This is a genomic window from Streptomyces microflavus, assembly GCF_014650075.1.
GTDB classification, from domain to species: domain Bacteria; phylum Actinomycetota; class Actinomycetes; order Streptomycetales; family Streptomycetaceae; genus Streptomyces; species Streptomyces microflavus.
In genome coordinates, this window is the sequence record NZ_BMUG01000001.1 from 531,176 (window position 1) to 555,444 (window position 24,269).

The following is a 24,269-nucleotide window of genomic DNA, read 5'->3' on the forward strand; positions in this document are numbered from 1 at the left end:
TGCGGTGTTCAAGGAGGACGTCCATGACGAGCATCAACGAGCAGCCGATCCCTGCTGCCCGTCCGGTCATCGGGGAAGACGAGATCGAGGCCGCGGTACGCGTACTGCGCAGCGGCCGGGTCGTGCAGGGGCCCGAGGTCGCGGCCTTCGAGGAGGGCTTCTCCCGCCTGGTCGACGGCAGGCACTGTGTCGCCGTCAACTCGGGCACCTCGGCTCTCCAGCTGCTGCTCCTCGCGCTGGGTATCGGCCCCGGCGACGAGGTGATCGTCCCCTCGTTCTCCTTCGCGGCCTCCGCCAACGCGGTCCGCCTGGTCGGCGCCGACGTGGTCTTCGCCGACATCGAGCCGGGCAGCTTCGGCCTCGACCCGGCGGCCGTCGAAGCCGCGATCACGCCCCGCACCGCCGCGATCATGCCGGTCCACCTGTACGGCCACCCGGCCGCGATGGACAAGATCATGCCGATCGCCGAGAAGCACAAGCTCGCCGTGGTCGAGGACGCCTGCCAGGCCCACGCGGCGGCGCTGAACGGCACCCCGGTCGGCGCGTTCGGCGCGGGCGGCACCTTCAGCTTCTACCCGACCAAGAACATGCACTCCCTCGAGGGCGGCATGGTCTCCACCGGCGACGCCGAGCTGGCCCGTACCCTGCGCCTGCTGCGCAACCAGGGCATGGAGCAGCGGTACGCCAACGAGATCGTCGGCGCCAACATGCGGATGACCGACGTCAACGCGGCCGTCGGCCGCGTCCAGCTCGCCAAGGTCGAGGGCTGGACCGAGCAGCGCCGTGCCAACGCCGCCTACTTCGACGCCAACATCACCGCCCCGAGCGTCACCCTGCCGCCGGTCGCCGAGGGCGCCCGGCACATCTACCACCAGTACACGGTGCGGATCCGGGGCGACCGGGACGCCGCGATGGCCAAGCTCACCGAGGCGGGCATCGGCAACGCGGTCTACTACCCGACGCCGATCCACCGCCTCAAGCCCTACTGGGAGCCGGACCAGAAGGCGGGCCGCACCTGGGACCTGCCGGAGACCGAGAAGGCGGCCGCCGAGGTCGTCTCGCTGCCCGTGCACCCCTCGCTCACCCAGAACGACCTGGAGCGCATCGTGACCGCCGTGAACTCCCTGGGGGAGAACCTGTGAGCGCCGTACTGAAGGCCGGGCTCATCGGCCTCGGCTCCATGGGCCGCCACCACGCCCGCGTCCTCGCCGGCCTGGAGGGCGTCGAGCTGGTCGGCGTCGTCGACCCGATGGGCGACAAGAACGGCTGGGCCCAGGGCGCCCCCGTCCTGTCGACCGTCGAGGAGCTCATCGCCCTCGGCATCGACTACGCCGTCGTCGCCTGCCCCACCGGCCTGCACGAGGAGGTCGGCCTGCAGCTCGCCGACGCCGGTGTCTGCGCCCTGATCGAGAAGCCGCTCGCGGACACCGTCGAGGGCGCCCGCCGCCTCGTCGAGGCCTTCGAGTCCCGCGACCTGGTCGCGGGCGTCGGCCACATCGAGCGCTGCAACCCGGCCCTCCTCTCGCTGCGCAGCCGCCTGGAGGCCGGCGAGCTGGGCGACGTCTACCAGGTCGTCACCCGCCGCCAGGGCCCCTTCCCGCACCGGATCGCCGACGTCGGCGTGGTCAAGGACCTCGCCACCCACGACATCGACCTGACGGGCTGGGTCACCGGCCAGACGTACACCTCGATCGCCGCGCACACCGTCTCCAAGTCGGGCCGCCCGCACGAGGACATGGTCTCCGCCGTCGGCCAGCTCTCCGACGGCACGATGGTCAACCACCTGGTCAACTGGCTGAGCCCGCTCAAGGAGCGGTTCACCTCGGTCACCGGCGAGCGCGGCTGCTTCATCGCCGACACCCTCACCGCCGACCTCACCTTCCACTCCAACGCCGCGGTCACCACCGAATGGGAGGCGCTGCGCGCCTTCCGCGGGGTCTCCGAGGGCGACATGATCCGTTACGCCATCCCCAAGCGCGAGCCGTTGCTTGTCGAGCACGAGCTCTTCCGCGACGCTGTACAGGGCAAGCCCGCCGATATCTGCACCTTGCGCCAGGGGCTTCGTACGGTCGAGGTGGCCGCCGCGGTCATCGAGTCGGCGACGACCGGTCTCTCCGTATCGCTCCGGGCCGCGGACATGCCGCTAGAGGGGGTGCCCAATTGACCGAACCAGATGTCACCGTCGTCGTAGCCGTTTACAACACCATGCCGTATCTCACCGAGTGCCTGAACTCCCTGGTGGGACAGAGCATCGGTGTGGAACGGCTCCAGGTGATCGCCGTGGACGACGGGTCGACCGACGACAGCGGTCCGGAGCTGGACCGCTTCGCCGAGAGGTACCCCGGCACGGTGACGGTGCTCCACCAGGAGAACTCCGGCGGACCGGCCGCACCCAGCAACCGCGCCCTGGAACTCGCCACGGGACGGTTCGTCTACTTCATCGGCTCGGACGACTACCTCGGTGAAGAGGCGCTGGAGCGCATGGTCGCCTGTGCCGACGCCAACGAGTCCGACGTGGTCATCGGCAAGATGGTCGGCACCAACGGGCGCTATGTCCACCAGAAGCTGTACACGGGCGACCGGCCGGAGGTCAGCCTCTACGACTCGGAGCTGCCCTACACGCTCGCCAACACCAAGCTCTTCCGCCGAGAACTGGTGGAGAAGCACGGACTGCGGTTCCCGGAGGACCTGCCGGTCGGCAGCGACCAGCCGTTCACCATCGAGGCGTGCGTCCGGGCCCGCAGGATCTCCGTGCTCTCCGACTACACGTACTACTACGCGGTCAAGCGCGGCGACTCGAGCAACATCACCTACCGGGCGGACCACCTGGCCCGCCTCCGGTGCACGGCACGCATCATGGAGCACACGGCCGGACTCATCCCGGCCGGGCCCCGGCGCGACGCCGTGCTCAAGCGGCACTTCGACTGGGAGCTCTCCAAGCTCCTGCAGAAGGACTTCCCCGCTCTCGACCTCACCACCCGCCGCCAGGTCTGCGAGGGCGTCGGCGCGCTGCTGGACGCGTACTTCACGGACGAGCTGCGCGACGGCACGGGGGTCAAGCGCCGGGTGCGGTTCGGCCTCGCCCGGCGCGGTGCCGTCGACGAGCTCACCCGCGCCATCGAGGACGAGACGGACCAAGGGGCGCCGCCCTTCCTCCTGGAGGGGGACCGGGCCTTCGCGCTCTACCCCGGATTCCGGGACGCCGGGGTCGGTCTCGACGACCTGTGGTACGAGGCGCGGGAGACGGTCGCGGGCAGGCTCGCCGCCGGTACGAAGCTGGAGTCGGCCGCCTGGGAGCAGAACGGGGAGGACCTCGGTCTCGCCCTGAAGCTGCGGATCGGTGTCACCGGCGACACGTCGTCGGCCGTCGTCGCCCTCGCCCAGGGCGCGCTGCCCGCCAGTGCGGACAAGCCGGGCGCCCGCAAGCTGCCCAAGAAGACTCCGCTCCCGGAGGTGCTCGGTGAGTTCACCCGGGAGCCCGCCGGGGACGGCGACGGCACCCTGCTCACCGCTCGTATCCCGGTCCGGGCCGTCCGGGCGAAGCGCGGCGTCCGCGTCTACGTCGACGTTGCGCGCTCCACGTACGAGATCCCTGTCCGCACCGAGGGCCGGCCGATGCCGCTGGCCCGCCGTTGGGGAAGCGTCACCCCCCACCGGGCCGCGGCGAACCCCAACACGAAGGGCCGGCTCGTGATCACGACGGCCCCGCTGTGGGAACCGAAGCGCGGCGTGGGCGCACGGCTGCGCCGCATGCTGTCCAGGTCGAAGAGGAAGTAACCCGATGAACATCTGTGTAGTCGCGCTCGGCAAGATCGGGCTTCCGCTCGCCGTGCAGTTCGCCGCCAAGGGCCACAAGGTCATCGGCGCGGACGTCAACGAGAAGGTCGTCGAGCTGGTCAACGCGGCCACCGAGCCGTTCCCCGGCGAGCACGACCTGGACGTCAAGCTCAAGGAGACGGTCGGCGCCGGCCTGCTCTCCGCCACGACGGACACCACGGCCGCGGTCGCCGCGTCCGACGCCGTCGTGGTCGTCGTCCCGCTCTTCGTGGACGCCGAGGGCACCCCGGACTTCGGCTGGATGGACTCCGCCACCAAGGCCATCGCCGCGGGCCTGAAGCCCGGCACCCTCGTCAGCTACGAGACCACGCTGCCCGTCGGCACGACCCGTACCCGCTGGGCGCCGATGCTGGCCGAGGGCTCCGGCCTCACCCCGGGCGAGGACTTCCACCTGGTCTTCTCCCCGGAGCGGGTGCTGACCGGCCGGGTCTTCGCCGACCTGCGCCGCTACCCCAAGCTCGTCGGCGGCATCGACGAGGCGTCCGCCGCCGCGGGCGTCGCCTTCTACGAGGCCGTGCTCGACTTCGACGAGCGCGAGGACCTGCCCCGCCCCAACGGCGTCTGGGACCTCGGCACGGCGGAGGCCTCCGAGCTGGCGAAGCTCGCCGAGACCACCTACCGGGACGTCAACATCGGCCTGGCCAACCAGTTCGCCCGGTTCGCCGACCAGAACGACATCGACGTCAAGAAGGTCATCGAGGCCTGCAACAGCCAGCCCTACAGCCACATCCACCAGCCCGGCATCGCCGTCGGCGGCCACTGCATCCCGATCTACCCGCGGATGTACCTGTGGAACGACCCCGAGGCGACCGTCGTACGCGCGGCCCGCGAGGCCAACGCCGCGATGCCCGAGTACGCCGTCGACCTGCTGGCCGCCGCCTACGGCGACCTGGACGGCGTCGGCGTCCTGGTGCTGGGCGCCGCCTACCGCGGAGGCGTCAAGGAGACCGCGTTCTCCGGTGTCTTCGGCGTCGTCGAGGCGCTCAAGGCGCGCGGCGCGGTGCCGTTCGTCTCGGACCCGATGTACACCGCCGACGAGCTGACCGCCCACGGCCTGGTCCCGCACGAGAGCCAGGCCGTCACCGCGGCGATCCTCCAGGCCGACCACGCCGAGTACCGCGAGCTCTCCGCCGCCGACCTCCCGGACGTCCGCGTCCTGGTCGACGGCCGTCGCACGACGGACCCCGCCCGGTGGTCGGGCGTGCGACGCGTTGTCATAGGAGGCTGAACGGGGCGGGAAGCCCCCGCCCCAAGGCCTCTCTCACCGCCGGTGCTCCCGGCGCTCTTGAACGGTAAGGAATTCTGTAATGAGCACCTCTGCAACCCGGAGCAAGCCGGTGAAGAGGCCCAAACTGGCCGTGATCGTGGCCAATGGCATCACCGGGGACTCCCGGGTGCAGAAAACGGCCCTCGCCGCAGCGCGGGCGGGCTGGGACGTCACCCTCATCGGGCGTAGCACCGGCAAGAAGCGCGAGCACGCCTGGTTCGGTCCGGTCAAGGTCATCCGGGTGCCGGTGGCGAACCACTACTCCCGCCGGGTCGCGGCCAAGGGCAAGCAGGCGAGCACCCGTTCGCTGGTGACCCAGTGGGGCGTCTCGGACAACAAGGCGCTGGAGCAGCTGCGCGCCGAGCACAAGGCATGGGTACGGGAGCAGAGTGCCCGGATCGGCTGGAGCAGCGGCTCCCCCGTGGCGGGGGTTCCCGCGGCCGGCCGCAAGGCATGGATCCGGGCCCGGCGCAGCGCACACCGGATCAGGGTGCGCGCCTACCGCTGGGAAGAGGGCCACAAGGCCCGCAACAAGGCGAAGAACGCCGAGGCGAACGGCGACTGGCGGCACGACTGGCCCGGTCTGGTCGATCTCGATCTGGCCTTCGGCCCGGTGATCGAGGAGCTGGAGCCGGATGTCATCCACGCCAATGACATCACCATGATCAACACGGGTGCGCTGGCGGCCGCCAGGCTCCGCGCCCGGGGCCTCAAGTGCGCCTGGCTCTACGACGCCCACGAGTACGTCGCGGGTGTCGAGTGGCGGCTGCCCGCCATGGACTCGGCCTTCCCCGCGGTGGAGCGCGAGTTCATCGGCAAGGCCGACGCGGTCGTGACGGTCTCACCGGAGATCGCCGAGATCATCCAGGCCGACCACAAGCTCGCCACGACTCCGCTCGTGGTCCGCAACACGCCGATCCGCGGGGTCGTCGGGGAGAACACCGGACGCGTATCGGTCCGGGCGGCCTGTGAGCTGGGCGACGACGTCCCGCTGTTGGTGTACTCCGGCTGGATCGCCTCCGAACGCGGTCTGGGTACCGCCGTGGAGGGCCTCGCGCAGCTGCCGGACCACCACCTGGCCATCGTGGCCGGCTTCAAGAGCGACGAGCTGACCCGGCTGCTGGAGCAGGCGGAGCAGCTGGGCGTCCGTGACCGCATCCACGTCGTCCCGTACGTGGCGCAGCACGAGGTGGCCGACTACCTCTCCACCGCCGACCTCGGCCTGATCTGCTCGAAGCGCACCATCAACTACGAGCTGTCGCTGCCCACCAAGACGGCCGAATACCTGCACGCGGGGCTGCCGATCGTCGCCAGCGACGTGCAGACCCTCAGCGCCTACGTGCGCGAGCACCGTGTCGGCGAGGTCTTCGTCTCGGGCGACGCCGAGTCGTTCGTGGCGGCGGTCACCCGTGGCATCGCCGACCGGGACGCCATGAAGGAACGCATCAGCGACGCGATCCTCACCGACCTCTCCTGGGAACACCAGTGCGAGGGCCTCATGCGGCTGTACAGCGAGATCTCGGGCAAGACGCCTCCGAGCCCGCTGCCGGACGCTCCGTGGGACGCCCAGGAGCGCCCCGCGTCCACGGACCGCGAAGAGCCCCCGGCGATGCTGATGGGGGAGTGGACACCCCTCGGCTCCACCCCGATCAAGCTCGGTCTGGGTCCCGCCAACTTCGCCGGTCAGCTGGCCGCGTTCGCCAGTGCCGTCTGCCGTGAGCGGGCCGACGTCTCGGCCGAGGTGGTCAAGCACCGCACCGCGAGCTCGGGGCATGAATACCCCGCGGACGTCTATGTCGACGGCCGGGCGCTCAAGAAGCTCGACGGTCAGCTGGAGCAGGTGCAGCGGATCGTCCCGCGGTACACGCACCTGATCGCCGACGCGTTCCGCCCCGTCTTCGGAGGCCTGAACGGGGACAGCATCGAGGGCGACCTGCCGGCCCTGCACAAGGCCGGCATCAAGGTGGCCCTCCTGGCCCACGGCAGCGAGGTGCGCCACCCGCTGCACCACATGGCCCGCAACCCCTTCTCCCTCTTCCACGACGCCCCGGAGGGCTACACCGAGCAGCTGCTGCCCGGCGCCGAGCGCAACCGGCGCATCGCGGAGGAGAGCGGACTGCCGGTCTTCGTCACCACCCCCGACCTCCTCGTCGACCTTCCGATGGCGACCTGGGCGCCGCTCGTCGTCGACGTGGACGCCTGGGCCTGCGACCAGCCCGTCATGGAGCGGAAGCGGCCGGTCGTGCTGCACGCCCCGTCGGCCCGCTGGACCAAGGGAACCGACCGGGTGCTGCCCCTGCTGGAGGACCTGGACCGGCGCAAGGTGATCGAGCTCAAGCTCGCCGAGAAGGTGTCCTGGTCCCGGATCCGCGCCATGGTCCAGGAGGCCGACCTGGTCATCGACCAGTTCGCGGTCGGCATGTACGGCACCTTCGCCTGCGAGAGCATGGCGGCCGGCAAGCCGGTCATCGCCTACCTCGATGACGAATCGGTCGCGCTGTCCGGCGTCACCCCGCCGATCGTCAACGCCTCGCCCGACTCCCTCGGCCAGGTGCTGGAGCAGCTGCTCGACGACCGGCACGCGGCTGCGCGGATCGGCATCGACTCGGTGAAGTACGTCCGGGCCCACCACGACGGGACGGCCACCGCGGCCGCGCTGGCGTCCTTCCTCACGGTGTAGCGGGCGCGCTCGCCCGAAACGGCATGAGGGGCTCCCCGCCAGGCGGGGAGCCCCTCATGCCGTGTACGGCAGCAGCCGGATCAGCCGCGCAGCGCCTCTTCCATCAGCTGCACGACCCGTACGGCCGCGGTGCCCTCGCCGTACGGGGTGCCGCGGGGGGCGTCCGGGGCAGGCCGGGTGGCCAGTGCGGCCCACTCGGCGGCCGGAAGGTCCTGCGGATCCGGTACGAGGACGTTCCAGCCGCCCTCCAGGGTCTCCACCCACTCGGTCTCCGGGCGGACCGTGCTGCAGGCCCGGCCCAGCAGGAACGCTTCCTTCTGCAGCCCACCGGAGTCGGTGACCACGCCCGCCGAGGCCAGCACCGCGGCGACCAGACCCGCGTACGGCAGCGGGCGGCCGACGTGCAGATTGCCCTGCTGCAACTTGATGCCGTGCTCCTCGGCGCGGGCCACCAGACGGGGGTGGGCGAGCAGCGCCACCGGCACCGGCAGCGCGGCCAGCGAGGCGAGGATGGCGGAGAGCCGCTCCGGGTCGTCGGTGTTGTCCGGCCGGTGCAGCGTGGCGAGCAGGAACGGAGCGGCCGGATCGATGCCCTCGGGCAGTGCCGGTGCGGGGTGCTCCCCGGCCTTCACCGCGTCGCGGATGCGCAGGCAGATGTCGACCATCACGTCACCCGCCAGCCGGGACCTGTCGGCCAGGCCCTCGTCGGCGAGGTGGCGCATGGCCTCCTCGGTGGGGGCCAGCAGCAGATCGGCGCAGTGGTCGGTGAGGACCCGGTTGTGCTCCTCCGGCATCCGGCGGTTGAAGGACCGCAGGCCGGCTTCGAGATGGGCCACCGGCAGGTGCATCTTCACCGCGGACAGCGCGCCGGCGACGGTGGAGTTGGTGTCCCCGTAGACCAGGACCCAGTCCGGCCGCTCGTCCTCCAGCACCTTGTCCATCGCGGCGAGCACCGCTCCGGTCTGCACCCCGTGGCTCCCCGAGCCCACGCCCAGGTGCACATCGGGGGCGGGGATGCCGAGTCCGTCGAAGAACACGTCGGACAGATCGGCGTCGTAGTGCTGACCGGTGTGCACGATGACGTGCTGATGCGGGGTGCCGGCGAAAGCCGCGGCGATGGGCGCGAGCTTCACGAGCTGGGGGCGGGCGCCGACGACGCTGAGGACCTTCACGTTGTTCTTCTCCCTGGAGGCTGCCTGGCCCGTTGCGGGCCGGCTCCGATGGTACGTGGACCCTTGCGGAGCACCGTCACCGCGGCCCTCCACAAGCCCGGTATGCTCGCTCGTTGCGGTATGTCTGCGGCGGGGAGAAGGCCGTGACGGCGGCTATCAGGAAAGGCGCATACATGGAGTCCGACAGCACCACGAGGCACAAGCCCCGGGGACGGGTCGTCATGCTCGTCGACAACGGGGTCAAGGGTGACTCCCGGGTGCAGAAAGCCGCCCGGTCGGCAGCCGACGCCGGCTGGGACGTCGTACTCTTCGGGGTCTCGCCCGACAGCCAGAAGCACTCCTGGAAGCTCGGGAGCGCCGAGGTGCGGCTGATTCCCAAGCCGACCCCGCTCAACCCGCGCCGTCATGACATGCGCCGCCCCTTCCCGCGCCGCCCGCTCGCCTACCGTTCGCCGCAGGTGGCGCGCTACCGCGTCCAGGCCGCCAAGGCATGGCGCTCGGACCTGGCCTTCCGGCAGGCGTCCGTGAAGGCGGCCAAGGCAGGGCACCCGGGCCGCAGCGCCGGAGGCTCCACGGCCCGCCTGCTGGTGCCCCGGCTGAGCGCCAAGGTCTACAGCAAGTGGGTCGCGCTGCGCGCCCGTGAGACGACCGACCTGCAGAAGCGCCGGTCCATGCTGGACGCACGGGTGGACCGCACGACGACCGCCATGTGGCAGCTGCTGATGAAGGAGCGGGCCTGGCGTCGCCTCACGCCCAACCTGTGGGACTTCGAGCTCGCCTTCGCCAAGCACATCGACGCCCTGAAGCCCGACCTCATCCACGCACACGACTTCAAGATGCTCGGAGTCGGCGCGCGGGCCGCGGTGCGCGCCCGGGCGGCCGGCCGGCCGGTGAAACTCGTCTGGGACGCCCACGAGTACGTTCCCGGTCTGCCGCCGCGCCACGGGCGCTGGCTCCCCGGCCATGTGGCCTGGGAGAAGGAGCACGCCGTGTTCGCCGACGCGGTGGTCACGGTCTCGCCCGCCCTCGCCGAACTGCTCAAGGAGGGGCATGACCTCGAGGAGCTCCCGACGGTCGTGCTCAACGCTCCGGTGCTCTCCCCGGCGGCCGACGAAGTGGCCGGAGCGGACCCGGTACCGGACCTCCGCGAGCTGTGCGGCGTCGGCGCGGACACCCCGCTGCTCGCGTACGTCGGTGGCATCAACCCGGTCCGCGGGGTGGAGACGATCATCGAAGGCCTCACCCTGATGCCGGACGTGCACGTCGCCATGGTCTCCGTACCGCCGGGCAAGCCGTACGCGGCCACGGCCACGATCGCCAAGCTCGTCGACGAGCTCGGCGTCGGTGACCGGGTGCACTTCCTGCCGTTCGTACCGCACTGGCAGGTGGCCGACTTCGTGGCCCCGGCGGATGCCGCCGTCAGCCCGCTCCACCACCTGGCCAACCACGAGCTGGCGCTGAGCAACAAGTTCTTCGAGTACGCGCAGGCCAGGCTCCCGCAGGTCGTCAGCGACATCCGCACGATGTCGGAGATGGTCAGGTCGACCGGTCAGGGCGAGGTCTTCCGGGCCCAGGACACCGAGGACTACGTGCGGGCGGTCAAGGCCGTCCTGGCCGACCCCGAGCGTTACCGGGCCGCGTACGACAAGCCCGGGCTGCTCGAGAAGTGGACCTGGGAGGCGCAGGCCGAGATCCTCGACGGCATCTACAGCCGCCTGCTGCCGGACCGCCCCAAGGCGGCCGCCCCGGCCGCGGAGCCCAGGGCAGATGCCCACGCGTGAGCCCACGCCCCTCATGACGGAAGGCCCCGCACCGGGAACCCGGTGCGGGGCCTTCCGTCATGAGGGGACCGGTGTCGGTCACAGCCTCGCGCGCAGCCAGCGGACCGAGGGCTGTTCGATGTAGCGGTGCACCAGCCAGGAGAGCACCAGCAGAAGGAAGACGGTGACGCCCAGGGTCGGCCAGGCGCCCAGCCGACCGTACAGGGTCCGGATCATGGCCCATCCCAGCTCCTCGTGGAGGAGGTAGAGGGGGTACACCAGCGCCCCGGCGGTGGCGAGCCAGCGCCACTGGAGACCGTCGAGCCAGTGCAGTGCCACCGCGAGGACGATGAGGTAGAAGCTCGTCACCAGGGCCAGGGCCAGATACGGGCTGCGGTCGAAGTCCAGGTCGTCCCGCAGCCGGTCCCCGTGCTCGATCAGGTCGCTCTGCATGGTGAGCCAGCTCATGCCCAGCAGCAGCCACAGCTTCAGGTCCGGGCCGAAGCGGTAGATCAGGTACATCGCGATACCGGAGACGAACAGCGAGGTGTTCAGCGCCGGGGCCAGCGTGGACAGCACCGGGACCGCGTCGCCCTGCTGGAGCATGACGGAGAGGATCAGCCAGGACCAGCAGAAGATGTAGACGCGCTGGAAGTTGATTTCCTTGATCAGTACGACCAGGAAGACCAGGTAGAAGCAGAGCTCGACCCAGAGGGTCCAGTAGGCCCCGACCACGTGCTGCGCCTTCATGGGCACCTGGAACATCGTCAGGTTCATCAAGGTGTCGCTGTAGGTGGGGGAGGTACGGGTCCCGTCCGGCAGCAGCCGGTAGACGAGGATGCCCACGACCACCGAGAACCAGTAGGCGGGGAAGAGCCGCAGGAAACGGGCCCGGACGAACTGCCCCGGGGTGCGGCCCCAGGCGGACAGACAGATGACGAAGCCGCTGATGATGAAGAAGAGCTGGACCCCGTAGGAGCCGTACTTGGTGAAGGGGAACACCCAGGGGAACAGCTCCCGGGGATTCACGCCCCAGTTGACCGTGGTGGCCTTGTCGATCCCGGTGAAGTGGAAGGCGAGGACGGCCAGGGCCGCCACGACGCGGAGCGCATCGAGCGCGTAGAGCCGTGGCGGCGGCTTGGCAGCCGTCGTGTCGTCAGCCGGGAGGCCGGGGGCCGGATTCTTCGGGGGTGTCTCGTCCGGGGTACGCGTGGTCGATCCGGCCGACATGGAAGGTGGGTTCACCGCCTTATGATCGCCCCTCGGACAGCTACCCGGTAAACATTTCGGACCAGGACCGCAGGGGTGATACGAGTCACGCCGGGCGTTCGCCGAGCGCCCCGCCCTCCTCCTCGTACACCGTTCCGCTCTGCGGGCACTCCCACACACCCGGCTCACCCTCGCGCGCGACCAGGCGGACGCCACTGCGGCCCACCCAGCCGATCTGCCGGGCCGGTACGCCGACGACCAGGGCGAAGTCCGGGACGTCCTTGGTCACCACGGCACCGGCCGCGACCATGGCCCAGCGGCCGATGCGTACCGGCGCGACACAGACCGAGCGCGCGCCGAGCGAGGCGCCCTCGGCGACCTTGACGCCGACGGCCTCCCAGTCGCCGCCGCGCTTCTGCTTGCCGTCGGGGTCCACGGAGCGCGGGTTGTGGTCGTTGGTGAGGACCACAGCCGGGCCGACGAAGACGCCGTCGCCGAGCTCGGCGGGCTCGTAGACGAGGGCGTAGTTCTGCAGCTTGACGTTGTTGCCGATGCGGACGCCGGTACCGACGTAGGCACCCCGCCCGACGACGCAGCCCTCGCCGAGCTTCGCTCCCTCACGGATCTGCGCCAGTTCCCAGACGCTGCTGCCTGCCCCGATCTCGGCGGTCTCGTCGACCTGGGCGGTGGGCTGGACCCTGTAGTTCACGTACGGATACCTTCCGGAGGCGGATTTGCCGGAAAGCATACGGTCTCCGGAGCGGAAGCCCGTAGCCCGGTGACGGGCCCACGTCCGCCCCCGGGCCGGACCGGCGTGTGCCCGGTCAGATGAGGTGCTTGAAGGTGTTCCAGCCGTGGCCGATGGCGGTGCCGGAGTTGAGGCTGTTGCTCTTGCTGGTGTAGAGGAAGAGGTCGCCGCTGTTGCGGTTGATGGCGACGACGTCTGCGCGTCCGTCGCTGTTGATGTCGGTGAGGGTGAGGTGGCTCATCACGTTGAAGCTGGTGCCGATTTCGATGCCGCTGCCGATGCCGCCGCCGGAGGTGCCGGGGTAGAGGAGGAGGGATCCGGTGTCTTCGCGGGTGGCGATGACGTCGGCGCGGTTGTCGCCGTTGAAGTCGCCGGCTGCGAGGTTGGTCATCTTCGACCAGCCGCTGCCGATCTGCTTGGTGTGGGTGACGCCGCTGCCGTTGCCGGTGTAGAGGTGCAGGGTGGCGTCCGTCTTGTTGACGGCGACGATGTCGGCCTTGCCGTCACCGGTGAAGTCGCCGGCGGCAAGCTGCTCGATGCCGGTCCAGCCATGTCCGATGTCGTCGGTGGACTTGAACCCGCCCTTGCCGTTGCCGATGTAGAGGAAGAGTTCGCCGGTGGTCTTCTTGGTGGCGACGAGGTCGCCGTCGCCGTCGCCGTTGAAGTCCGCGGCGGCGACCTTGTCCATGCCGGTCCAGCCGCCGCCGACCTCGCGGGTGAAGTTCACCCCGGAGGAGCCGTTGCCGGAATACAGCCGCAGAGTGCCCGTGGAATCCACGCCCAGCAGATCGTCCTTCAGGTCCCCGGTGTAATCGTGATCACGAGTGGCCGTGACGTCCTCGATGATGTTCTTGTAGCGGTACGGCACGTAGGAACCGGAATTGTTGAAGTAGGCATACGGGATCGTGCGGCGTACGGCGTGGGGCGGGGTCTGCTCGATACCGACGTACGAAGTCTTCGAAGAGTCGGTCCAGCGCTCGAACAGGACGACGTGGGAACCACTCGTGGGGTTCGAGGGGTTGTGGAAGAGGAGCATGTCGCCCTTCTTCAGCTCGCTCTTGGTGATGCGCGTGGCGTACGTGTCGAGGTTGCCGGTCCAGGCGTTGGTGCCGAGGTTCCAGGCCATGGAGACCAGACCGGAGCAGTCGGTGCGGTAGCCGTCGAGGTAGTCGTTCATGCTGTACGGCACTTTTGCGTCGGCCCAGGTCTTCGCACGGGCTATGACCGCGCTCCGGGTGATCGGCGCCCCGGCGGGCAATGCGGCCGAGGGGGACGCGGAAAGACGGCTGCGAGAGGCGTCCGTCTTCAGCGGGCCCACTGTGCCCTGGGGGCGCTCGATGTCCTCGGCGGCGGTGCTCGCCGTGACAGCGGTGGTGGTGGGGGCGGCCGTGGCGGCGGCGGGAAGAACGAGGGTGCCGAGGACGGTGGCGGAGGCGAGGGCCACGGTGAGGGCAGCGGTGCGCGCAGAGATTGTCGCGGGCATGACTATTGGCTCCTTGTGGGGCGATCAGGTGGTGGAAGTCGGGAATGACCGCCCGCCGGAATATGAGTGGTCCGCGCGGCGGCGTCGAAGCGTGGGCGAAGCGAAGCGTGGCTGAAGCGAGGGGCGGGCCGGGCGTGAGCCAGGGGCCCGCCCGGCGAGGCGTGGCTGCCCCGCGGGCGCGGCAGCTGGGCTGCGCGGACCGGCTACTGCCAGCCGAAGTCGTTCTTGATGTCGTTCTTGAGCAGGTGGGCGCCGGCGAAGCTCTGCCGGCCGGAGTCCTGGCTTCCGGAGGCGGTGGCCCCGGAAGCCGTCTCAAGGCCGAGGAGCAGTGATCCCGCGGCAAGGACGGTGACCGCGGCGGCCTTGGCGGTACGGATGGTTCTCATGGCGGCTTACCCTTCGGCGCTGATGGACTCGGCTGGCTGATCCGGCCCTCTGTCCCGCGGTGACGTGGGGCCGGTCTCTCGTGTTGGCCGGTCGGTGTCCCTTCCGGTGAGAACTACTCTCGCCGCAGGTCGGAGGGGTGGGAAGAGCTTTCCGGTGGCCCCAAAGGTCCATGTCCCAATGGGGCCGACAGAGGCGCTTCCGCCCTGCGCAGGCCCCAATCGGCCAGCCCCGTATGGGTGTCCAGCAGGCGATGGCACAGCGCCGCCGCCAACGCCTCTGCGTCGAACAGGGACTCCGCCATCACGAAGATTCCGAGGATCGGATCCGGTACGGCGTGCGGATGGGCGGTGACGTGTTCTATCCGCTCACCGGGACGCGTGAGCGCGAGGGCGCGTCGCGCCGCGTCGGGGGGCAGGCCGCCGCCGGGCGGGGCTTTCAGCTGGGCGTGAATGAGATACATGCCATTGAGGTTGGCAACCGGCCCGTGAAGCAAGCGGGTCTGACGGCTGGCCCGTTGGGGACATGGACGAAATAGGCCAACCCTCTTCCCGCTCTCCACCAGCGCCGATTCACGTGCGATTATCGTGAAGATCACTTCATGGGAAAGTCGCTTTATGGGGGCCGCGCGTGCTGACTTTGTTGGGTATAGAGAGACAGGTGGAAGCCGTATACCGTGCGATGCTGTCGCATCCGGGCGACGGTGTGGCCGATCTCTCCCGTCGCCTGGAAATGACCGAGGAAGAGGTCCGCAGCGGCCTCGACCGCCTCAGCGAGATGGCCCTCGTGCGGCCCTCGCACGAGGAGCGCGGCCGGCTCCGTGCGGTCAGCCCGGACATCGGCATGGAGATCCTGCTCACCCGCCAGCAAGCCGAACTCGCCGCTCAGCAGCACCGGATCGAGGCCTCGCGGGCAGCCGCCGCACAACTCATCTCCGAATACGCGGATCTGCGCCCGTCGGTCACCGAGCCCGGTGTCGAGCACCTGGTCGGCCTGGACCGCATCCGGGAGCGGCTGGACCTGCTGCAGCGCGAGGTGAAGGACGAGGTCATGGTCCTGGCCCCGGACGGGGAGCAGACGCCGGAGAACCTGGAAGCCGCCAAGCCGCTGGACGAGTCCCTGCTGGGCCGGGGAATCCGTATGCGTACCGTCTATCTCGACAGCGTCCGCAACAGCCCGCACACCGTGGCCTATGCCGAATGGCTGAGCGGCCTGGGCCGACAGGCCCGCACTGCGCCCACCCTGCCCATCCGTCTGATCATCACGGACCGCAGCACCGCGGTGATCCCGGTCAACAGCGATGACACCGCCGCCGGCGCGGTGATACTCACCGGCCAGGGCACACTGACAGCCCTGTGCGCCCTGTTCGAGTCCATCTGGGAGACGGCGAAGCCGTTCGGCGAGGTGACGAGGCGAAGCGAGAGCGGCTTGAGCGACACGGAGTCGACGGCCCTCAAGCTGCTGGCCGACGGCTTCACCGACGAGGCCATCGCCAAACGGCTCGGCGTGTCGCACCGGACGGCCCGCCGCGTGGCGACGGGCCTGATGGAGCGCCTCGGCGCGCGCAGTCGTTTCGAGGCCGGTGTGGGCGCTGTGCGCCAGGGCTGGCTGGATTAGGGCTCCGTTCGCAGGCGGCGAGGCGCACTCCCGCCGCCCTCACCCCGGTTTGACCCCCACACCCCCGCCCCGTAACCTTGACCCTCGGTGTGTTTTCCGTACGCACCTACCCCTGAGCACATCCCTCCCGGTAACGGTCGGTGTTCGCGCCGTCCGCCAGGAGAGGCCGCTCATCCTTCCGGATCGCCCCGGGCTTCGGCCCGTGCGAGCGGCTGGCATCAGGGGATCCGTTCCGAGCGAGAGAGAGATCCGCGTGTACGCCATCGTGCGCAGCGGTGGTCGCCAGCACAAGGTTGCTGTCGGCGACATCGTTGAGGTTGACAAGATTTCCACTGCCAAGGTTGGCGACACGGTCGAGCTCTCGACCCTGCTCGTTGTCGACGGTGACGCGGTCACCAGCGACCCGTGGGTGCTGGACGGCATCAAGGTCACGGCTGAGATCGTGGACCACCACAAGGGCGCGAAGATCGACATCCTTCGCTACAAGAACAAGACCGGCTACCGCCGTCGCCAGGGTCACCGCCAGCAGTACACGGCGATCAAGGTCACCGGTATCCCCGCGGCTGCGAAGTAAGGGACTGAGAACACATGGCACACAAGAAGGGCGCATCGTCCACTCGGAACGGGCGCGATTCCAATGCTCAGCGGCTCGGCGTGAAGCGCTTCGGCGGTCAGGCCGTCAACGCCGGTGAGATCCTGGTCCGCCAGCGTGGCACCCACTTCCACCCGGGCACGGGCGTCGGCCGTGGCGGCGACGACACGCTGTTCGCGCTGACCGCCGGTGCGGTGGAGTTCGGTACGCACCGTGGCCGCAAGGTCGTGAACATCGTTCCGCTCGCCGTCTGATCTTTCGACGCGCGCAGAACGTCACACAGCACCTTCCGAGGGCGGATCTCAGCTTTCCCGGCAACCGGGGAAGCGGGTCCGCCCTCGGCGTGTTACGACAGAGACAATTCCGTATTTTTCTGCTGTACCTGGAGGCACCAACCATGACCACCTTCGTGGACCGCGTCGAGCTGCATGCCGCCGCGGGTAACGGAGGCCACGGCTGCGCCTCCGTACACCGTGAGAAGTTCAAGCCGCTGGGCGGCCCCGACGGGGGCAACGGCGGACGCGGCGGCGATGTGATCCTCGTCGTCGAGCAGTCCGTGACCACGCTCCTGGACTACCACCACAGCCCCCACCGCAAGGCCACCAACGGCCAGCCCGGCGCCGGCGACAACCGTTCCGGCAAGGACGGGCAGGACATGGTCCTGCCCGTGCCCGACGGCACCGTGGTCCTCGACAAGGCCGGGAACGTGCTCGCCGACCTCGTCGGCCAGGGCACCACCTTCGTCGCCGGCCAGGGCGGCCGCGGCGGCCTCGGCAACGCGGCGCTGGCCTCCGCCCGCCGCAAGGCCCCCGGCTTCGCGCTGCTCGGCGAGCCCGGCGAGAGCCGGGACATCGTCCTGGAGCTCAAGACCGTCGCCGACGTGGCCCTCGTCGGCTACCCGAGCGCCGGCAAGTCCTCGCTGATCTCGGTGCTCTCCGCGGCCAAGCCGAAGATCGCGGACTACCCCTTCACCACGCTCGTCCCGAACCTCGGTGTCGTCACAGCCGGCTCGACCGTCTACACCATCGCGGACGTCCCGGGCCTCATCCCCGGCGCCAGCCAGGGCAAGGGCCTCGGCCTGGAGTTCCTGCGCCACGTCGAGCGCTGCTCGGTGCTCGTGCACGTCCTGGACACCGCGACGCTGGAGTCCGACCGCGACCCCGTCTCCGACCTCGACATGATCGAGGAGGAGCTGCGGCTGTACGGGGGCCTGGAGAACCGGCCCCGCATCGTCGCCCTCAACAAGGTCGACATCCCCGACGGCCAGGACCTCGCCGACATGATCCGCCCCGACTTGGAGGCCCGCGGCTACCAGGTCTTCGAGGTCTCCGCGATCGCGCACAAGGGCCTCAAGGAGCTGAGCTTCGCGCTCGCCGGGATCATCGCGAAGGCGCGCGCCACCAAGCCGAAGGAGGAGGCGACCCGCATCGTCATCCGTCCCAAGGCCGTCGACGACGCGGGCTTCACCGTCGCCGTGGACGACGAGGGCATCTACCGGGTGCGCGGCGAGAAGCCCGAGCGCTGGGTGCGCCAGACCGACTTCAACAACGACGAGGCCGTCGGCTACCTCGCGGACCGGCTCAACCGCCTCGGTGTCGAGGACGCCCTCATGAAGGCGGGCGCCCGGGCCGGTGACGGCGTGGCGATCGGACCCGAGGAGAACGCGGTCGTCTTCGACTGGGAGCCGACCGTGACGGCCGGCGCCGAGATGCTGGGCCGCCGCGGCGAGGACCACCGCCTGGAGGAGCCGCGCCCCGCCGCGCAGCGCCGCCGGGACCGCGACTCCGAGCGCGACGACGCGGAGAAGGAGTACGACGAGTTCGACCCCTTCTAGGAAGAGCCGGCCCCCTTCTGGGGAGCACCGCAGGACTTTCAGGGGGCACCGGAAAGCAGGACCGGACGGCTCGGCTCCGTATGGAGGCGGGCCGTCCGGTAGCCTCGGGCCCGGATGGCGGGCGGTCCGGCCGTTCCGGCGGTCACGCCGGGTGCCCGGGGCCGCGGATGTGCCGATTACGCAACACCTCTGTGGATTCGATCACCCCGCGTCGCGGCCCGCACCGTCCAACCTCCCTGGCCAGAGGGTGAACTGCGGGTTTCCGCAGGACGAGCGGCGGACGGCGTCCACCTTGCGAGACGGTCACGGAGAGTGCGACCATCACACTGTTCCCCCGTCATAGCAAGGTAGGTCGTCTGTGTCTGTGCCGCACGAAGCCAAGCCCCGGACCACAGCGGTCGTGCTCGCCGGTGGTACCGGACAGCGCGTGGGACTGTCGATCCCCAAGCAGCTGCTGAAGATCGCCGGCAAGGCAGTCATCGAGCACACGCTGACCATCTTCCAGAACGCCGAGGACATCGACGACGTCATCGTGCTGATGGCGCCCGGCTTCGTCCCCGACGTCGAGAAGATCGTCGCCAAGGCGCAACTGACCAAGGTCACCCGGATCATCGAGGGCGGCACCACCCGCAATGAGACCACCGAGCGCGCCATCGCGGCCCTCGGCGAGGGCCTGGCCGAGGGCGAGGACCGCAACGTCCTCTTCCATGACGCGGTACGCCCCCTGCTGTCACAGCGTGTGATCAAGGACTGCGTCGACGCCCTCGACCGCTACCAGGCCGTCGACGTCGCCATCCCGTCCGCGGACACGATCATCGTGACCCGCACCCACGGCGAGGACGGGGAGTTCATCACCGAAGTCCCCGACCGCTCCCGGCTGCGCCGCGGCCAGACCCCGCAGGCGTTCAAGCTCTCCACGATCCGCAAGGCGTACCGGATCGCGGCGGGGGACCCCAACTTCCAGGCGACCGACGACTGTTCGGTGGTCCTCAAGTACCTCCCCGACGTGCCGATCTACGTGGTCGCGGGCGACGAGTACAACATGAAGGTCACCCAGCCGGTCGACGTCTTCATCACCGACAAGCTCTTCCAGCTCGCCTCCACCGCCGCCCCGCGCCAGGCCGACGAGGCCGCCTACCGCGAGCTGCTCTCCGGCAAGACCCTCGTCGTCTTCGGCGGTTCGTACGGGATCGGCGCCGACATCGCGACGCTCGCCGAGAGCTACGGCGCGAGCGTCTACGCACTGGGCCGCTCCACCACCGGTACGCACGTGGAGAACCCGGTCCACATCGACGAGGCGCTCTCCAAGGCGTACGCCGAGACCGGGCGCATCGACTACGTCATCAACACGGCGGGCGTCCTGCGCATCGGCAAGCTGGCCGAGACGGACAACACGACGATCCAGGAAGCCCTGAACGTCAACTACCTGGCCCCCGTCCAGATCGCGCGCGCCTCCTACAAGTACCTCGCCGAGACCCAGGGCCAGCTGCTGCTCTACACATCCAGCAGCTACACCCGGGGCCGCGCCGAGTACAGCCTCTACTCCTCCACCAAGGCCGCCATGGTCAACCTGACCCAGGCGCTCGCCGACGAGTGGGCGGGCGAGGGGATCCGGGTCAACTGCGTCAACCCGGAGCGGACCGCGACGCCGATGCGCACCAAGGCGTTCGGGCAGGAGCCGGAGGGCTCGCTGCTCTCCTCGGAGGCCGTGGCGCGCACCTCGCTGGACGTGCTGCTCTCCGCGCTGACCGGTCATGTGATCGACGTACGGCAGCAGGACCCGACGGCCGAAGCCTCCGCGTCCTCCGGGTTCGAGCAGGCGCTGGCCTCCGTGCTGGACCGTCAAGAAGATGTGTAATAATTCTTGACAATTGTGCTTATACGGGCCTCTGTTATCGCTTAGCGCGATCGCAGAGGCCCGAATGCGTGAAGCCGCACCTTCACATTTCCCTCAATACGTGAATCAAACCGGCACCCCCCTGGAGCAGGTTCTTCGTGATTTCGACAGCCATTCGCCTGGCCCGTGTGGGCAGCAGGTCAGAACTGGCGGCAGCGTTGTTGATGGGGCTGGGATATCCCTGCGTCATGCTCGCCGCGCTCATTCCGAACGTCTGGTTCTTCGCGGCGGCCACGGCTGTCACGTATGCCGCGGACTGGTATCTGCACCAGCGGGGGAGCTATCTGGTCAACCGGCTCAACAAGGTGCGGGCCGGACTGCCGATCCGCTTCCTGCTGCGCCAGCTGATGCTCATCCTGCTGCTGGCCCGGCTGGACCTCGCCGAGGACCCGCTCTTCTACGCGGCGGTCGCCACCTTCCTGCTCTTCTACGGCCTGCAGGCCCCGCACGGCGCCCTGACGACCCTGATCCGGCTCCGCCGCACCATGCCGGTCGTCACCCGCAACGTCGACCTGCACGCCGTACGGATCCCCGACGCACCGCCGGGCACGCTGCTGCGCCGCTCCGCCGAAAAGATGCTGCACCTCGACATCCCGGCGGTGGCGGGCATCCTGATCGCCGCCGGGACCGGTGAGGACATCGTCGGCTTCGTCGGCGCCGCACTCACCCTGGTGCTGGCCCTGGCCTACCTCGCGGCGCTCGTCCCGTACATCCGCCGCGGCCGCCTGGTGCCCCCGGCCGCCGCTGTGCTCAAGGCCGTCGACACCTGGCTGCGCGAGTACCAGCCGACCGTGGTGCTCTACTTCTCCGGCTCCAATGAGTCCGCCTACCAGGGCAACATGTGGCTGGAGACCATGGCCCGGGTCGAGGGCCGGCCGCTGATCATCATGCGGGAGCGCGGTCTGGTCCCGCAGCTGTCCGAGACCTCCGTCCCGGTGCTCTGCGTCCCGGCGGGCACGCACCTGATGAACCTGGACCTCTCCACCGTCCGGGTCTGTCTGTATCCGGCCAACGTCGGCAAGAACATCCACATCCTGCGCGTGCCGACCATGAAGCACGTCTTCATCGGCCACGGCGACAGCGACAAGCTCGCCAGCGTCAACCCGTACTCCAAGGTCTACGACGAGGTCTGGACGGCCGGCCGGGCCGGCCGCGACCGCTACGCGCTGGCCGACGTGGGGATCCGGGACGAGGACATCGTCGAGGTCGGCCGCCCGCAGCTGGAGCCGATTCGGAGCTGGACGGGCGCCGTCAAGAACCCCATCCCGACCGTGCTGTACGCCCCCACCTGGGAGGGCTGGGACGACAACCCCGGCAACACCTCCCTGCTCCTGGCGGGCGAGAACATCGTGCGCCGGCTCCTCGCCGCCGACGACCCGGTCCGGATCATCTACAAGCCGCACCCCTTCACCGGCATCCGCAGCGGCAGGGCCAAGGGGGTCGACGCCCGGATCCGCGGGATGCTGGGGAAGGCGGCCGCCGAGCGCGCCGCCGAACCCCGCTGGGCGAAGGAGGCCGAGCGGGCGGCCGCCGCACAGAGTGCCGCCAAGGCCGAGCTGGTGCGGATCGATGCCCGCCTCGCGGAGCTCGCGGCCGTGGGCCGCTCCGGCGGGGACGAGTCGGAGGAGTCGCGGGTCTCCCTCGCCGACCCCGCCCGCGAGGCGGAGACGGCGCAGCTGCGGGCCGCGTGGAACGACGCCTACTGGCGCTCCTTCGGCTGGTGGGAGCACCGTACGGTGACGGGCGCGCAGCCCAAGCTGTACGACTGCTTCAACGAGTCCGACGCCATGGTCTCGGACATCTCCAGCGTGGTCTCCGACTTCATCGCGAGCGGCAAGCCGTACGCGGTCACCGACTCGGCGGCGCTCGGCGCCGAGGAGTTCAAGCGGCAGAACACCGCCGTACGGGCCGCGGTCATCCTCTCCAACAGCGCCGAGGAGCTCGACGAGCTGCTGGCCGCGGTGGCCGACCCGGCGGCGGACACGCTGGCGGAGGCCCGTCACGAGCTGAAGACCTACCTCCTGGGGCCGGACGAGCCGACCTCCATGGAGCAGTTCAACGCCGCCGTACGGGCGCTCATCGCCAAGGCCGAGGCGCGCAACGCCGGTGTCGCCCAGCGGCTCGGGGACCAGCCCGTGGCCGTCCCGGACCGCGAGGCGGCCTCCAGCGGCGTCGGTACGGGCGAGCCGGAGGCGCTGGCCGAGGCCGGTGCCGCGGCGGACCCGGACGCGGTGGGCGGGGCCGAGGCGGAGGCCGAGGCGGCAGCGGCGGAGACCGCGGTCACCGAGGGGACCTCGGCCGTGCGCTGAGGCGTACACCTGATCGAACTGGCTGAAAGTCACGCAACCCCGACGGCGACCCGTACGTCTCTCCTCAGGGAGGGGATGTACGGGTCGTTCGGCATGTCGATGCATAAAGAGTGCAGAGTCGGGCAATCCGCCCTCTTTCGTGATCAAATCGACGGGTGCACATGGCCGACATGCCCAGGACGAACCACGAGCCCGATGTCAGTGTGATCATCGGAGCGTATGAAGCGATGCCCTACCTGATCCGGTGTCTGGAGTCCGTGGAGGCCCAGACGATCGGCGCCGGACGCCTGGAGATCGTCGCGGTCGACGACGGCTCCACGGACGGCACGGGTGAGTACCTGGAGGAGTTCGCCGCCCGCACGGCGATCCCCACACGCGTCGTCCGCCAGGCCAATTCCGGCGGCCCCAGCGGCCCGCGGAACCTCGGCCTGAAGCTCGCCCGCGGCCGGTACGTCTTCTTCCTCGACGCCGACGACTACTTCGGCGAGGAGGCCTTGGAACGCATGGTCGCCATGGGCGACCGGGCGGGCACCGACGTGGTGCTCGGGAAGATCGTCGGCGTCAATCGCGGTGCGGCGAAGTCGATGTGGAAAGAGACCGTCGAGCGCGCCGACCTCTATACGTCCAACATCAAATTCACGCTGAGCGCCCAGAAGCTGTTCCGGCGCGACCTCCTCGTACGCCTCGGCATGGCCTTCGACGAGAAGCTGAAGACGGGCGAGGACGCCCTGTTCACCATGGAGGCCTATCTGCGCGGCAACGGCGTCTCCGTCGTCGCCGACTACACCTGCTACTACCTGGTCGGCCGCGAGGACCGCAACCAGATGACCAAGAAGGGCGGCTACCAGCGGCGGTTCGACTCCGCCCGCGCCCTCATGGGGCTCATCGCCGACCTGGCGCCCGCGGGCCCGCGCAGGGACTCACTCATGGTGCGTCCGTTCGTCATCACGCTGCTGCCCCAGTTCGGACCCGGACTGGTGAAACAGTCCGACGCCGTACGCCGGAAGAAGATGGCGCTCGCCGCCCCCCTGATGGACGCCCACTGGACACCGGAGCTCGGCCGCCGGCTCAAGGTCCACGAGCGGTTGCGGCTCACCGCTCTCGCCGCTGGGCGGCTGGACCTGCTGCTCGACATCGCGGCCTTCCTGCGCGACAAGAAGGAGCCCGAGGTGATCCGCCGGGGCGACCGGATCCTCCTGGCCTACCCGCACTACGACGAGGCGGCCAAGGACTCCGTACTCCCCGAGCACGCCTACGAGGTGGCCGTCACCGAATGGGTCGGCGGCCGGCGCATCGAGCCCCCGCAGCGGAAGCCGCACGTGTCCTTCGCCCGCCGCGTGGTCCGCAAGGCCCGCCGTACGGTACTGAGCGCCCTGCGCGCCCCCCGCGCACACCGCGGCTGACCGACAAGCAAGGGGCCGGGCCGGGTCGATCCTGTGATTGGCCTCACGCCATACTGGGGTGCAACCATGAGACCGTT

The 24,269-nt window shown here is 69.8% G+C and carries 19 protein-coding genes; 13 read left to right on the forward strand and 6 right to left on the reverse strand.

The window, feature by feature from the left end:
- Positions 1 to 23: 23 nt before the first annotated feature.
- From IE264_RS02230 to IE264_RS02250, 5 genes are all read left to right on the forward strand, one after another.
- Positions 24 to 1,142: a DegT/DnrJ/EryC1/StrS family aminotransferase gene (locus IE264_RS02230; protein ID WP_015608493.1), complete on the forward strand. Its 1,119-nt coding sequence runs from the start codon at positions 24 to 26 to the stop codon at positions 1,140 to 1,142.
- The gene (locus tag IE264_RS02235) at positions 1,139 to 2,164 is read left to right on the forward strand and encodes a Gfo/Idh/MocA family protein (RefSeq protein WP_015608492.1); all 1,026 of its coding nucleotides are present in this window, start codon (positions 1,139 to 1,141) and stop codon (positions 2,162 to 2,164) included. The genes IE264_RS02230 and IE264_RS02235 overlap by 4 nt, the downstream gene beginning before the upstream one ends.
- On the forward strand, positions 2,161 to 3,777 hold the full coding sequence (locus IE264_RS02240) for a glycosyltransferase family 2 protein (RefSeq protein ID WP_015608491.1): 1,617 nt from the start codon (positions 2,161 to 2,163) through the stop codon (positions 3,775 to 3,777). The genes IE264_RS02235 and IE264_RS02240 overlap by 4 nt, the downstream gene beginning before the upstream one ends.
- Before the next feature lie 4 nt (positions 3,778 to 3,781).
- Positions 3,782 to 5,065 (forward strand): nucleotide sugar dehydrogenase, encoded by a 1,284-nt coding sequence (locus tag IE264_RS02245; protein ID WP_032753267.1) that lies wholly within the window; start codon positions 3,782 to 3,784, stop codon positions 5,063 to 5,065.
- A gap of 79 nt (positions 5,066 to 5,144) precedes the next feature.
- Positions 5,145 to 7,784: a glycosyltransferase family 4 protein gene (locus IE264_RS02250; RefSeq protein WP_032753266.1), complete on the forward strand. Its 2,640-nt coding sequence runs from the start codon at positions 5,145 to 5,147 to the stop codon at positions 7,782 to 7,784.
- Between the two features lie 80 nt (positions 7,785 to 7,864).
- Here the strand turns inward: IE264_RS02250 and wecB are convergent, their stop codons facing one another.
- On the reverse strand, positions 7,865 to 8,956 hold the full coding sequence (gene wecB / locus IE264_RS02255) for a non-hydrolyzing UDP-N-acetylglucosamine 2-epimerase (protein WP_015608488.1): 1,092 nt from the start codon (positions 8,954 to 8,956) through the stop codon (positions 7,865 to 7,867).
- 173 nt (positions 8,957 to 9,129) lie between these two features.
- Between wecB and IE264_RS02260 the strand changes: the two genes are divergently transcribed.
- Positions 9,130 to 10,737 (forward strand): glycosyltransferase family 4 protein, encoded by a 1,608-nt coding sequence (locus tag IE264_RS02260; protein WP_032753265.1) that lies wholly within the window; start codon positions 9,130 to 9,132, stop codon positions 10,735 to 10,737.
- A 78-nt stretch (positions 10,738 to 10,815) separates the two neighbouring features.
- Here the strand turns inward: IE264_RS02260 and IE264_RS02265 are convergent, their stop codons facing one another.
- From IE264_RS02265 to IE264_RS02285, 5 genes are all read right to left on the reverse strand, one after another.
- On the reverse strand, positions 10,816 to 11,961 hold the full coding sequence (locus IE264_RS02265; RefSeq protein ID WP_229887348.1) for an acyltransferase family protein: 1,146 nt from the start codon (positions 11,959 to 11,961) through the stop codon (positions 10,816 to 10,818).
- 70 nt (positions 11,962 to 12,031) lie between these two features.
- Complete coding sequence (locus IE264_RS02270) at positions 12,032 to 12,634, reverse strand: acyltransferase (protein ID WP_032753427.1); 603 nt, start codon at positions 12,632 to 12,634, stop codon at positions 12,032 to 12,034.
- 115 nt (positions 12,635 to 12,749) lie between these two features.
- On the reverse strand, positions 12,750 to 14,156 hold the full coding sequence (locus IE264_RS37830; protein ID WP_229887350.1) for a C40 family peptidase: 1,407 nt from the start codon (positions 14,154 to 14,156) through the stop codon (positions 12,750 to 12,752).
- A gap of 203 nt (positions 14,157 to 14,359) precedes the next feature.
- On the reverse strand, positions 14,360 to 14,542 hold the full coding sequence (locus tag IE264_RS02280) for a hypothetical protein (RefSeq protein ID WP_032753263.1): 183 nt from the start codon (positions 14,540 to 14,542) through the stop codon (positions 14,360 to 14,362).
- 113 nt (positions 14,543 to 14,655) lie between these two features.
- A complete protein-coding gene (locus IE264_RS02285) occupies positions 14,656 to 15,003 on the reverse strand; it encodes a hypothetical protein (protein WP_015608481.1) in 348 nt (115 codons plus the stop codon).
- A 167-nt stretch (positions 15,004 to 15,170) separates the two neighbouring features.
- Here IE264_RS02285 and IE264_RS02290 point away from each other — a divergent pair, with 167 nt between their 5' ends.
- The 7 genes from IE264_RS02290 (at position 15,171) to IE264_RS02320 (ending at position 24,192) form a co-directional block, all read left to right on the forward strand.
- Complete coding sequence (locus IE264_RS02290) at positions 15,171 to 16,157, forward strand: helix-turn-helix transcriptional regulator (protein WP_032753261.1); 987 nt, start codon at positions 15,171 to 15,173, stop codon at positions 16,155 to 16,157.
- A 253-nt stretch (positions 16,158 to 16,410) separates the two neighbouring features.
- Entirely contained in the window at positions 16,411 to 16,731 is a 321-nt protein-coding gene (gene rplU / locus IE264_RS02295; protein ID WP_003969204.1) for a 50S ribosomal protein L21, read from the forward strand.
- A gap of 14 nt (positions 16,732 to 16,745) precedes the next feature.
- Complete coding sequence (gene rpmA, locus IE264_RS02300) at positions 16,746 to 17,003, forward strand: 50S ribosomal protein L27 (RefSeq protein WP_015608479.1); 258 nt, start codon at positions 16,746 to 16,748, stop codon at positions 17,001 to 17,003.
- Positions 17,004 to 17,146: 143 nt separating this feature from the next.
- A complete protein-coding gene (obgE, locus tag IE264_RS02305; RefSeq protein WP_032753260.1) occupies positions 17,147 to 18,583 on the forward strand; it encodes a GTPase ObgE in 1,437 nt (478 codons plus the stop codon).
- A 358-nt stretch (positions 18,584 to 18,941) separates the two neighbouring features.
- Positions 18,942 to 20,441, forward strand: a complete 1,500-nt coding sequence (locus tag IE264_RS02310; RefSeq protein ID WP_015608477.1) for a bifunctional cytidylyltransferase/SDR family oxidoreductase — start codon at positions 18,942 to 18,944, stop codon at positions 20,439 to 20,441.
- A 227-nt stretch (positions 20,442 to 20,668) separates the two neighbouring features.
- Positions 20,669 to 22,789 (forward strand): hypothetical protein, encoded by a 2,121-nt coding sequence (locus IE264_RS02315; protein WP_229887353.1) that lies wholly within the window; start codon positions 20,669 to 20,671, stop codon positions 22,787 to 22,789.
- A 161-nt stretch (positions 22,790 to 22,950) separates the two neighbouring features.
- The gene (locus tag IE264_RS02320) at positions 22,951 to 24,192 is read left to right on the forward strand and encodes a glycosyltransferase family 2 protein (protein WP_190167565.1); all 1,242 of its coding nucleotides are present in this window, start codon (positions 22,951 to 22,953) and stop codon (positions 24,190 to 24,192) included.
- Positions 24,193 to 24,269 lie beyond the last annotated feature (77 nt).

What these genes read in the sequence shown, in the direction of transcription:
- IE264_RS37830 (WP_229887350.1), bottom strand. Translation starts at nt 14,156, where the DNA reads ATGCCCGCGACAATCTCTGCGCGCACCGCTGCCCTCACCGTGGCCCTC.
- IE264_RS02260 (WP_032753265.1), top strand. Translation starts at nt 9,130, where the DNA reads ATGGAGTCCGACAGCACCACGAGGCACAAGCCCCGGGGACGGGTCGTC.
- obgE (WP_032753260.1), top strand. Translation starts at nt 17,147, where the DNA reads ATGACCACCTTCGTGGACCGCGTCGAGCTGCATGCCGCCGCGGGTAAC.
- IE264_RS02285 (WP_015608481.1), bottom strand. Translation starts at nt 15,003, where the DNA reads ATGTATCTCATTCACGCCCAGCTGAAAGCCCCGCCCGGCGGCGGCCTG.
- IE264_RS02315 (WP_229887353.1), top strand. Translation starts at nt 20,669, where the DNA reads ATGCTCGCCGCGCTCATTCCGAACGTCTGGTTCTTCGCGGCGGCCACG.
- IE264_RS02320 (WP_190167565.1), top strand. Translation starts at nt 22,951, where the DNA reads ATGGCCGACATGCCCAGGACGAACCACGAGCCCGATGTCAGTGTGATC.
- IE264_RS02250 (WP_032753266.1), top strand. Translation starts at nt 5,145, where the DNA reads ATGAGCACCTCTGCAACCCGGAGCAAGCCGGTGAAGAGGCCCAAACTG.
- IE264_RS02280 (WP_032753263.1), bottom strand. Translation starts at nt 14,542, where the DNA reads ATGAGAACCATCCGTACCGCCAAGGCCGCCGCGGTCACCGTCCTTGCC.
- IE264_RS02245 (WP_032753267.1), top strand. Translation starts at nt 3,782, where the DNA reads ATGAACATCTGTGTAGTCGCGCTCGGCAAGATCGGGCTTCCGCTCGCC.
- rpmA (WP_015608479.1), top strand. Translation starts at nt 16,746, where the DNA reads ATGGCACACAAGAAGGGCGCATCGTCCACTCGGAACGGGCGCGATTCC.
- IE264_RS02230 (WP_015608493.1), top strand. Translation starts at nt 24, where the DNA reads ATGACGAGCATCAACGAGCAGCCGATCCCTGCTGCCCGTCCGGTCATC.